9 protein-coding genes are annotated in these 10,875 nt (G+C 60.6%); 5 read left to right on the top strand and 4 right to left on the bottom strand.

Annotated elements, in window-relative coordinates; all coding sequences use genetic code 11:
- Window positions 1-139 precede the first annotated feature (139 nt).
- The 4 genes from ACJWXQ_RS08760 to ACJWXQ_RS08745 form a co-directional block, all read right to left on the bottom strand.
- The gene (locus tag ACJWXQ_RS08760) at window positions 140-1,201 is read right to left on the bottom strand and encodes a response regulator (RefSeq protein ID WP_346052817.1); all 1,062 of its coding nucleotides are present in this window, start codon (window positions 1,199-1,201) and stop codon (window positions 140-142) included.
- 101 nt (window positions 1,202-1,302) lie between these two features.
- A complete protein-coding gene (locus ACJWXQ_RS08755; protein ID WP_346052815.1) occupies window positions 1,303-2,388 on the bottom strand; it encodes a methyl-accepting chemotaxis protein in 1,086 nt (361 codons plus the stop codon).
- 324 nt (window positions 2,389-2,712) lie between these two features.
- Window positions 2,713-5,604, bottom strand: coding sequence for a M12 family metallo-peptidase (locus ACJWXQ_RS08750; RefSeq protein WP_406672605.1), 2,892 nt, complete (start codon window positions 5,602-5,604; stop codon window positions 2,713-2,715).
- 113 nt (window positions 5,605-5,717) lie between these two features.
- A complete protein-coding gene (locus tag ACJWXQ_RS08745) occupies window positions 5,718-6,698 on the bottom strand; it encodes a lytic transglycosylase domain-containing protein (protein ID WP_406672604.1) in 981 nt (326 codons plus the stop codon).
- Between the two features lie 307 nt (window positions 6,699-7,005).
- Here ACJWXQ_RS08745 and ACJWXQ_RS08740 point away from each other — a divergent pair, with 307 nt between their 5' ends.
- From ACJWXQ_RS08740 to ACJWXQ_RS08720, 5 genes are all read left to right on the top strand, one after another.
- Window positions 7,006-7,608 (top strand): hypothetical protein, encoded by a 603-nt coding sequence (locus tag ACJWXQ_RS08740; protein ID WP_346052812.1) that lies wholly within the window; start codon window positions 7,006-7,008, stop codon window positions 7,606-7,608.
- A gap of 23 nt (window positions 7,609-7,631) precedes the next feature.
- On the top strand, window positions 7,632-9,611 hold the full coding sequence (locus ACJWXQ_RS08735; RefSeq protein WP_346052810.1) for a hypothetical protein: 1,980 nt from the start codon (window positions 7,632-7,634) through the stop codon (window positions 9,609-9,611).
- Between the two features lie 10 nt (window positions 9,612-9,621).
- Window positions 9,622-9,948 carry a CRISPR-associated protein Csx16 gene (gene csx16, locus ACJWXQ_RS08730; RefSeq protein ID WP_346052808.1) on the top strand — a complete coding sequence of 109 codons (327 nt, stop codon included), beginning with the start codon at window positions 9,622-9,624 and terminating at the stop codon, window positions 9,946-9,948.
- Window positions 9,945-10,301: a hypothetical protein gene (locus tag ACJWXQ_RS08725; RefSeq protein ID WP_346052807.1), complete on the top strand. Its 357-nt coding sequence runs from the start codon at window positions 9,945-9,947 to the stop codon at window positions 10,299-10,301. Before csx16 ends, ACJWXQ_RS08725 begins: the two co-directional genes overlap by 4 nt.
- Before the next feature lie 99 nt (window positions 10,302-10,400).
- Window positions 10,401-10,875, top strand: a 475-nt coding sequence (locus ACJWXQ_RS08720; RefSeq protein WP_406672603.1) for a nuclease-related domain-containing protein, incomplete at its 3' end; no start/stop codon positions are given.

Here is a 10,875-nt window from a genome sequence, read left to right as displayed (position 1 = left end):
TCGGGACGCCCACTATGCACTGCCATGAACTGGTTCCATCGCAGCACCTTGCGATCGCGGTCGACCAGAAGAATGCCCACATTGAGTTCCTGGAGAATGGTCTCCAGGACCTTGAGAAGTGCATTACCGGACAGATCGCTCACGCCATACCCTCCAGGAGATTCTCAAGGAATTTGCGAATCCCCAAAATGGATTCCTCCGGCATGAGGATGACCATGTGGCACTGAAAATCTCGCTGTTCCAGGCCGAAATGGACCTCCACCAACAAGGCATGATGCCACTCCATCCGATCACCATGAAGAAGCTTTTCCACCGGCATGGACCGAGCCATCATTGCCGGCGCGGACAGGTTGAAGGACTCCCCAATCTGCTCACCAAGCCCATTGATCACGGCCCCAACCAGCAGGTTGGCGACATCCAGAAGCAGTTCGCGCTCCGTGGCCCGCCCGATTTCCCCTTCATGCCCCAACAGGTCTGCCAGACTTCGACAGCCTTTCTGGTCATAGATGATGATGGCTTCCCCGCGGACCTGACTGTAAAAGGCCTGACGGACAGCCGCTACCGGTTCCTGGGGCTCGGCCAGCATGGCCTGGACAGCATCGGCAAGCTGCTGGGAGGAAACCACCCTTGTGGTCGGGGTGGAAAGATTCACGTAATGATCCAGCATTGCTGCCAGTGATGCACCAGCCTGACCCATGGCCACATTTGTCATCTCACGGAGCGCATCCTGCTGCTCCTCGGTAAAGCTGGCCGGATCTTTGCTTTGCTTTGACGACTTATTGCCCGTCCTGCTATCCCCTTGGGTCGAGTCGGATGATGGGCTCAGATCTCGATCATCAAATATGCCGTACTCTCGCAGGATGCGTGCGACTTCCCTGGGGTCCACCGGTTTCTTGATAAATGCCATGGCTCCCAGCTTCTTCGCCCGTTCCTGAGCCTGGGGCTGGACATCGGCCGAAATCACAATGACAAAGCAATCCAGACCCTCACGCTGCAAGGTAGCCAACACCTCAAAACCATCCATCTCCGGCATGGTCAGGTCAAGAAACATCAGCTCGGCCTTCCCGGCTCGGTAGGCCTCTAAGGCCTCTCGACCGTTTGCCGCCTCCGAAATGGAAACATCCCATTCCTGGGGCAGTGCACGTCGATTGATCTTCCTCGACATGGCCGAATCATCAACAATCAGGACTTTCAAGGACATGGTCCCTCCAAAGTTTCTTTCTCGCTGCCCTCATGCCCCTGCCGGCGAGGACACTCTGTTTGCGAGATCGTCCTGATCCCCCCGGTCAATCCATTATTCTCTCAGTCTAGCTCCTTTGCGCTGCCATCCAGAGCCCGGCGTGTGCAGCGGTTGAGATACTGTTCCACGGCTGTCATGCCCCGAGCAATCCTTGAAACCTGCTCATTTGCCGCCTTAATCTGCTTGCGGGCCACCTCGATCTTACCGGCATTGCATTGCCGAAGGGCATCTTCGGCGCAAGCCAGCAGAGAAAGGTAGGCGTTTTCCACGTCCTTGAAGCCAGGCTGCTCGCGGAACTGAAACTCATTGTCCTGCTCGTGAAAGAGCCACTGACCAAGATAGTTGCCGTCCCGTTCTATCTCCGGGGCCTCGAAGATCTCCGGAGCTTCAACCGCCAGGGCCAGACGCGCGTAGAAGTCACAGGCCCAGCTAATGACGCCGATGATATGCCCGGCAGCCATTGCGCTGTAGGCGGCCTTTTGCAGGTCTTTTGTCTGAGAAGCCGTCTGGCTGGACGACTCGGTCACCGAGGTTGAAAGCTGCTCAATACGCTCAATCTGGGAGCCTAGACCGTCGATGAAATCTCTGGTCTGCCGGGTATCCCCATCAATCTCCCCCAGTTGATTGGCGATGTCATCGGCAAATCGCCCGGCAGACTGTGAAAGATTCCCAATTTCATCCGCAACCACTGCAAAGCTTTTTCCCTGGCGCCCTACCCTGGCAGCTTCAATGGCAGCATTCAGGGAGAGCATGCGGGACTGAGAGGCGATTTTCTGGATATTCTCGACGAACTGCTGGATGGCACGGGTATGCTCCTCCAGCGCCCCCACCAGGGCTTGATTCTGTCGGATTGAGGCCGTGATCTGTGCCAGCAGGCTGTGCAGCTCCGCCAGCTCCGACTGGGTCCCGTCCATGAGGCCGCCAGCGTTGTAGGCGAATGACATGGGCTCGAACAATGCCCCGGTGATGGTCTCCGCGTTCTTCTCCACGTACCGCCAATGGGTCGGCACCGCAGAAAGCGTGGACAGAGAAGCCGTCTCACTGTCAGCCTCGTGCCGGGCCTCCTTTTCCGCCAAGGCCCGCTTCAGGGTTGCCAGCTCCTGTTCCAGCTCGGCCACACGCTGACTATTCTTGTTCTCTCTGAACATGGTGCCCCACGCGCCGAACGTTCGGATTCTTCGGGTATCCGGCCTGACGCTCAGACCGGATCACACTCAGACGCGTCCCTGCTGGACCTCCCATATAATGTTTATCGGCCATGGGCTTGCTTTCATTAGTCTCCGGGCGACATGGATGCCCATGTCGACACGCCCATCACAGCCGAGGCCGCCCAATCACCATCCACAAATCCGGCAACATCGTTTCCGCTGATTTATGGGCCGCCCTTACTTTCAGCATAGCTGGGGAGACCCAACTCGGCCAGCCAAATACCAGACCTGTCACCCAAACCGGCCCCGTGGTACACCAGAGCACTACAGAGAATTCGCTGCCTGACGCCTAGACCAGGCAATGAGAGATACCAGCAAAAGCAAGGGGATCAGCGGATCGGGGCGACCGGAGCCGAGGGTGCAGCCGCTGCTGCTGGAGCTGTCGCCACTGTCTGTCTGCCGATCCCGGTCGTCACTGTCCTCATCTTCGTCCTCGTCCGATCGATCCGCGACCGAAATCACCCGGCTAACTTCGTCATACAGGCCGGCTTCGGTCAACACCCCCAGACTCACCGTGTACTCTCCGGGTTGCTGGTAGGAGCGCGTCACCTCGGCACCGGACCAGAAGTCCCGGCGCCCGTCACCGAAATCCCACTCCCAGTCCTCGATCTCGTGCTCACCCCCCCGGCTCGCCCCTCCATCGAAGGCGCAACGCAGACCGTCACAGTCATACTCGAAAGCGGCCACGGGCATTTCAATCGCACCGATTCGGACTTCGGTGCTGCCCACCTCCCCGATTTCCGCCGCAAAGGGCGAAACCGGCGCCATCAGTTCCACCCGGAAACTCCGCGCTTCTTCGCCGAAACCGGCCGGATGCAGGGGTACCAGAAACTCTCGAGCATTGGTCTCGCCCGGTGCCCAGGAAAAGTAGATCATCCGGTCCAGATACTGCTCGGCCGGTTTAGCAGTGTCCGCCACCGTCCGCACGATCATATCCGCCGCCAGGTGGCCGGCATCTTCGCGCTCGACCGCCACCACGGCATAGACCGATTCCATATCGACCGTCACCTGCTCCTGCCCAAGACTGATGCGGGGGGTCTCGCAGGGTGGCAGATCCACCATTACCGACTCTGAAAGAGAAAAGTCTCTATTAAATCCGCTGGAGGCCACCAATTTCGCCGTTTCATTACAGGGCAGATCCTCCAGGCTCATCATGGCGGAGTCTGTCTGTTCAGAAAACTCATGCATACCCTGTGAGGACTCCACATGGACGGTCACCCAATCAGCGCCGGGAGCAGCTGCTTCCACTTCAATGGTACGCGGCGCCACCTCCAGCACCTCAAGGCTCACATCAAACTGATCATCATCCTGTCCGCAACTCCTTGTCCTAAAATCCCTTTCCCGAACGATGGATTCACCCCAATCCGTTTCGAACCGCCACTTGGTCGAGTAAGCGCTGCCGCATTCGAGTCCACCCACCGGCACGGCCACAACACCTACACTGCCCTCTCCCACGGGGCGAGATTCATGCAGAATGCGCGTCTCATCATCCGGACCCGTCAGGGAAACCTGGATGGTGAAAAAACCATCCAGAGGAATTGAACTCGCCGACAACCGTGCTGCTTCCTGCGAGCGGTGCGCCATCAGCCTAGGATTTCCAATCATCGGCGCTTCCACGTCGATCGCCACAGTCTCGAAAATATCGGCACTGTTCTCGATCACGACCTGCATGTCAGAACCCTGCATTCCAGGCGCAAGACTCCCCGGAATATCGAATAGATTATTCTGGGTAACCGGTGCACGCGGGTGATGGAAGATCACCTCGCCTTCCCGTTTCAGCCGGACATCCATCCAGCCCCCCGGTACGCCATCCACTTTTCTAATCTGCCACCTGTTCATGCGCTCACGGTAGCGGTTATCCACGTCCAGCAGAACCTCCCCCTCCACGTCTGCCCCGAATCCAGGCACCACTACATGTTCGGCTATCAGCCGAGTCTCCTGAAAAGCAGCAGCCACGTTTTCCACGTCGGAGCCACAAGGTTCACCGTCACAATCGGTATCCGGATTGGAGAACGTATCCTGGCGGGGCTTGTTGGCATAGGACATGATGGTCTTGAAATTCGAGCCGGAATAGCCGACTGCCGTTCCATTCCAGCTTCTTCCCCGGTCTTCATAATCATGGTGAGCGCCCAGGTTGTGGCCGATTTCATGGGCCAACACCTGGCCATTATTGGCGCAAACACCGCCAATCCAGTTGACCAAGGATGAAGGGCGGAACTGCCACTCCCGGGTATTCACATATCCACGACCACAGGCCCAGTCGCCCTCAATACCTTCGGTCACAAAGGTCACGAACATGGATTCGGTCTCGGCCCTGAGCGCATGGGCATCCTGAACACCGGACAGATAGGGGCGTTCAATAAGATCTTCAGTGGTAACACCCGAGGTTCCGAACAGCGAAAGCATGGTACGGTCACCGGACTGGTATAACTGGGCGGGAAAGCCGATCCAACGCCACCCCCGATTCTCCAGCACCAGATCAATCTCGGCATTCTGAAAGGCCAGGTTGGCGCGGGCTACCGTGTTCTCCAGCGTCGCGGTAATGGCCCCATGCCATCGGGTTGCCTTGCCATTGTCGATGGCGAAGACAATACCGGCCACGGTCGGCCCCTCATCAAGGGCCTTGTCGCGGATGGTATCGGAAACCGCAACGTCCGCCAGCTCCTCGGCAAGCTCCACCTCGCAGAAGCCGTCCTCAGGCTGCAGCAAGGTCACATCCACCAGCAGCGCTTCATGCTCACCCATGCGTCCGGAGGCCTGCAGCTCCCACATCTGCCCATTGGCATGTACATGACCAGCCAACTGCCCTTCCGGGCCGATAGTAATCAAGGTTGACGGTGCCTTTTGATCCACCGGCTCAGCAATCCAGGTCCGGTAGCCGTTGCCATGATCCCGAAACTCCCGAAAAGACAGGGCCAGGGCAGGACCGGCCGGCAGCCCCAGCTCGAACCGCTGGCCTGGCCTGGCTGCCAGGATTTCCTTGTTCAAACGCACCGGCTGCGCGGCCGTGGCGGCAAGGTCCTGACGCTCGGCGGTGTCGGCCGCCAGTTCCTGATACTGCCCGCTGGCACCCAGGTCCTCGAAGACCGGCGCGGCAATACCGGTGGAAACGGCGAACACAGCAAACATGGCGACGACAAAACGAACAAAAAACATCACAATCCCCTTTTGAATTGATTGCTTATGGAACCTCTGATCAATACGGCAAGGTGGCATGAAAACATGAACCGGCCTGCCCCACAGGCCATGCAAGCTTGCAGCCCTGCCCCTCATTGCGATTCATACCAGCTTTGCCAGTGGTCGATACGACCGGCAATCCGGCGCACATATTGCCGGGTTTCAGCCGGCGCACGCCGGTCAAGGCGCTCGGCAAAGGTGGCAAGGTCCTGGGGCGGGTAGTCGGTCAACAGCAACCGATCCACCCTTCCGGGCCCCCAGTTGTAGGCGGCCAGGGCAAGCCCGTAGGCGACCTCGGAGGGCACCCGGTCCCGATAACGCTCAAGCAGGCTGCTGAGATACCAGCTGCCGATCAGCATATTGATGGCAGGGTCAAAAAGATCATCCCGGGCATCGAGTCTGAGTTGCTCACGGGCATCGGCTTCGGCCCCCTCAGGGAGAATCTGCATCAGACCCCGGGCACCGGCATGACTGACGGCGTGGGGATCGAAGGCGCTCTCGGTTTCCATCACTGCCAGCAACAGGCCCGGGTCCAGTTCAAAGCGATCGGCCATGGCATCCACCATCCCGAGCCAATCCTCGGCGCTGCCGGGATTGAGCCGGGGCAACGGGCGGGCCTGGGCGTCAGCAGAGACAATCCGACGCAACCCTTCACCCGCCTCCCGGCCCATACGCAGACCCTGGCGGGATAGCGATTCCGTTCGCGCATGAATATGCGGCGCCAGTTCAATCCAGGCATCAACGACGGCATCACCGCAGGCCGAAAAATCCGGCAGGTGGTACTGCTCGCCGGCAATCCGGCCAAGGCAGCTGCCACGATCCTGCCTGTCCAACGGCATCAGAACGGCCGCCAGGACAAGCCCCAGGGCAAGCCAGGACCAGGCGCGGGGACTGCGGCGAACCCGACGTACGGACCCCGCATCCGGGCAGGCACCCGCATCACTCCCTTCACGCCGCGCACGGGCACTGCTTTCCCAATGGGGCGCGTCGACATCATCCCGCCCGGGAACGCCGGTGGCTTCAGCCTGCGGCTGTGCCTTGTGGTCGTACCAGAAGCTGCGGACACTGCTCATATCGACTTCCCCCTTGCTGTTCTTCTCTGCCTGCCTGCCATTCAAACAGCCGCCAAGCAGGATTTCTCAGCATGCAAGCTTGCGCATCACCAGTTCCGGGCAAAGCGGAGCGATGATGTGCCCACGTTCATTGAACGGGCACAAAACGACATAGCTTGTCGCCCGGGAATGAAAGACTAGTTGGCAGCTATCCGGTCGGGGCCATTTGCAAGCTTGCAAGCCGCAGCCTTCGACTGGATCTCTGCCAAAGTAGGCACCATCGAGGCCGGCCAGCGGCCTGAGTCATTCCAAGCAAAGAGGAAAAGCCATGAATCGTTCAATCCAGATCGTCGCCCTTTTCATCACCACCCTGCTGTTCGCCGCTTGTGGCACTGCCCCGGAGAAAAAGCCCGGCTTTGATGCCGATGACCATCGGGCGGAGGCACCAGACTGGTATCTGGAGCACGAAGCCGAAACCCGGCCAGGGGTGATCTATGGCTACGGGATCTCGCCAGCCAACCCGGATCATCCCGATGCCATGCGCCGCACTGCGCGCAACCGGGCCCTCAATGATGTAGCGGTAGCACTGCAGAACCACCAGCGCGGGCTGATGGATGAATATGTCGAGCAGTTCGGCGGGGAAGTCAGCGAACAGCTGGCCCAGACGCTGGAAACCTTCGTCGATGTGGAGCTGACCGGTGCCGAGATTGATCGCGCCCACTGGGATTCACAGGGCCGCTGGTTCGTGCGCGTCGCCCTGGACCTGGATCAGGATTTCGAACCGCTCTACGAGGTCCTCGAGGCGGGTTCGGACTCGGAACGGGAGGCCGTGCGCCGTCGTTCTGAAGCCCATCTGGAGCGGCTCAACGAACGCCGGGCGGAACAACGTGCCAGTGGCCTGTCCACCTTCAGCCGTGTCATGGGCGACTGATCAAACATTACAAGGGGAGAATCATGTCCAAGCCGTCCACCATCCATCTGTTCTGTGCCATCGTGCTGTTTGCCGTGCTGGCTGCAGGCTGCAGCAGCCTGCCAAGTGTCCAGGACAGAATGGCCATGACCACCCATGCCGATGACAGCCGTCATGCCTGGGGACGTGGAACGGGCGGCTCCGAGGCGGAGGCCCGGCAGAGGGCGCTCAATGACCTGGCCTCCCAGGTCAGTCTCTGGGTGCAGGAACAGCACGGTGAACGCTTCGAGATGGACAGCCGCAATGGTTCGGTCAATACCGAAAGCCTGATGGAAAGTCTGACGCGCACCATGATCAATGTCAGGCTGGACGGTGCCGAACTCGTTACCCTGGAATCCCTGCGCGATGGCTGGTACGCGGAAGTCCGGCTGCCTCGGGACCGGCTGGACACCCTGCGCCGGGAGATGCGGATTGAAGCCCCTTTGCAGGCAAGGGTCCATCGTCTGGAGAGTCTTTCCAGCTCGCAACCGGGCAAGCGTGCCATGGCGGCCCTGAGCGGCCTGGACCACGCCCGCCGCCTGGAACTGGCGGACCGGGAAATGCTCAACCCCGACGGGGAACTGCTCACCTACGGCAGCTATTTCGAAGTAGCCCTGCGCGGTGCCCTCTCCCGCCTGGATGTACTGCCCACCCGGAAGGATGACGGGCAGCCAAACCTGACCGTCATCGACCGTGAAAGCTTCCGCCCCCAGGGCCGGCTGCATTTGAGCGTCAATGGCGAATCCTTTCATACGGCGCGTGACGGGCGGCTGCCGCCCCTGCCCGGGTCAGCCAACAAGCAGGCGGTGACCGTATCCCTGCAAAGCCCGGAACGGGAAGTGCTGACCGTACCCGAGCGCCAGCGCCGCCTGGCCGTCTTGTCCGCCGCTGACTGGAAGTCTGACGGCGCAACCCGGCTCTTTGTCCATGTCGAGCCCGCCGGTACCGTTGTAGCGGTCAACGGGGATGGCATCGTCGCCCCCCAGACACTGCGGGTGCCGGCTGGACGTGAAACGCATATCCGGATCATGGGCCGGGGTGAGCTTGCCGGCCTCGATGAGCATATTCATATCCCGGAAAATGCGCCCATCCATGTCTTCTCGGCCGTTCTGCAGGAGAACCGGACCGCGACCCTGCACCTCCAGACACCGCGCGGTGCCACCGCCCGGGTATCCGGCCCCAACGGTTTTCGACACAGCATCAATGGACGCACGCAGCCGATGGAGGTCCCGGCCGGCCGCTACCGCATCGAGCTGGAAGGTGAAGACGATGCACAGACCATCCGCGAAAGCCTGGTCCTGCATGAGGGAGAGGCGCTGCATCGCCAGTATCGCCCCCTGCCCGACCGCCGCTTCTGGTCCCGGGGCCGCCTGGCCACCTTTGGCATGGGCGTGACCGGGTTGCCGGGTGACGCCCACCCGCTCCCGGATGACACCGCCGTGGCCGACATCGACACGTGGTTCGCACAACGCACCGGGCGGGAACTGGACGAGGCCCGCTTCGACACCGCCCTGAGTGTGGGCGTTCGCATCGGCCATCTGGCCGCATCCGGCTTCATGGCCGACATCGGCCTGGACTTCATCGGCCAGGCAATCGAGTTCACCGATGCCGAGGGCAACCGGGACGAGGCGGAACTGAGTATCTTTGAAGTCTCGCCCAGCATTGGCTGGTGGACGGGCATGCGGCGCAGCAATGCCGGCTTCAGCATGAGCCTGGGCACTGCCCTTGGCATGGTGGAGTGGAATGACGACAGCAATCGCCTGTTCGGCGCTTCCCTGGAAAGCGGCAGCAGCACCTATGCCTACCCCTTCCTGGATCTGGCCCTGTCCTGGGGACAGGAAAGCCGCTTTGCCCTGCGCAGCCGCATCAGCACGGACGAGTACCGGCCGTTCACCCTGTTTCTGAGCATTGGCGGGCACCGGATCACCGAAAGCGGATATGATCTGCCCGCATCCACCCAGGCCCGTGCCGGCGAACATTACTGAGGAACCCGTCATGGAGAACAAGAACAAGCGTATCTTTCTGGTCAGCCGTCACCCCGGGGCCATCCGTTGGCTGCAGCGCCAGGGACACGGCCCGGTGATTCACAGAGCACACCTGGATCTCAACGAGATTCGCCCCGGTGACCGTGTCATCGGCACCCTGCCCGTGCACATGGCCGCCCAAGTCTGCAAAATAGGTGCCGAATACCACCATCTGGCCGTGGACATTCCCCCGGAACTGCGGGGGGTGGAACTGGATGAACAGACCATGGCCGCCTGCGATGCCAGACTGGTGCCCTGCCGGGTGGAAATGGATGAACAAACAGGAGACCACCCTTGAAGACAGCCACAGCTCTGAAAAGAATGGCGTCCGAGTTCATGCCCGGTCCGAAGCTGTTTTTCATCCTGCTGAGCGTTGCGGGCAGCTTCATGCTGTATGGCTCGGATGTACTGTTCGGCCTCGCCCTGCTGGGTGGGGCAATGGCCATGTCCATGGTGGAGAGGGCCCTGCAGGACAAAGGCCTGTCCTGGCTGTTGGGAGATCTTGGCGTGATCATTCTGCTAACCGGCGTCATCGGCCTGATGTTTCGCGACGTTTCACCCCTGTTCCTGTCAATCGGCCTGATCATCACGGGTGTACTCATCATACTGGCTGCGTCTCTGAAACCGGCGTCATCCAAAAAAACCGCATAAGCAGGGCCAGAAGGCGCCCCGCCGCAAGCTTGCAGCGGCTGAACCCCTTGTCATCCGGTGGCATACTGCACTCAGGGGATCAAGACGGGGGTGCGCCAAATGGCCAATTTTCTCACCAGCATCAACCAGAAGCGCGGCACGATGACGCGGGGCGAACGCCGCCTGGCGGATCGCATGGCAGCACTCCTGGAAGATGATTACCTGATCTGGCACGAAGCCCCCATCGGGCCCCGCCGGCAGCAGCCGGACTTTGTTATCCTGCATCCGCGCCGCGGCGTCCTGGCACTGGAGGTCAAGGACTGGAAGCTCGAGAGTCTGCACGAAGCCAATCGGCAATCGATCACGCTCTCTACCCAGCGGGGCCTGGTGCGAGAAAGCAATCCCCTGGACCAGGCCAGGCTGTATGCCATCCGCATCAGCCGGGAACTGGAACAGGAAGCCAGTCTGCTTCATCCCCCCGGCCATCCCCGCGCCGGCAAGCTCATGGTGCCGTGGGGGTTCGGCGTGGTACTGAGCAACATCACCCGCCAGCAGCTTGAACGCAGCGGCCTGGACCAAATGCTGGCCCCGGACC

It is taken from the genome of Natronospira sp., assembly GCF_007134575.1.
GTDB classification, from domain to species: domain Bacteria; phylum Pseudomonadota; class Gammaproteobacteria; order Natronospirales; family Natronospiraceae; genus Natronospira; species Natronospira elongata.
This window is presented reverse-complemented; position numbering and strand designations above follow the sequence as displayed.

What these genes read in the sequence shown, in the direction of transcription:
- csx16 (WP_346052808.1), top strand. Translation starts at nt 9,622, where the DNA reads ATGGAGAACAAGAACAAGCGTATCTTTCTGGTCAGCCGTCACCCCGGG.
- ACJWXQ_RS08740 (WP_346052812.1), top strand. Translation starts at nt 7,006, where the DNA reads ATGAATCGTTCAATCCAGATCGTCGCCCTTTTCATCACCACCCTGCTG.
- ACJWXQ_RS08750 (WP_406672605.1), bottom strand. Translation starts at nt 5,604, where the DNA reads ATGTTTTTTGTTCGTTTTGTCGTCGCCATGTTTGCTGTGTTCGCCGTT.
- ACJWXQ_RS08755 (WP_346052815.1), bottom strand. Translation starts at nt 2,388, where the DNA reads ATGTTCAGAGAGAACAAGAATAGTCAGCGTGTGGCCGAGCTGGAACAG.
- ACJWXQ_RS08745 (WP_406672604.1), bottom strand. Translation starts at nt 6,698, where the DNA reads ATGAGCAGTGTCCGCAGCTTCTGGTACGACCACAAGGCACAGCCGCAG.
- ACJWXQ_RS08735 (WP_346052810.1), top strand. Translation starts at nt 7,632, where the DNA reads ATGTCCAAGCCGTCCACCATCCATCTGTTCTGTGCCATCGTGCTGTTT.
- ACJWXQ_RS08760 (WP_346052817.1), bottom strand. Translation starts at nt 1,201, where the DNA reads ATGTCCTTGAAAGTCCTGATTGTTGATGATTCGGCCATGTCGAGGAAG.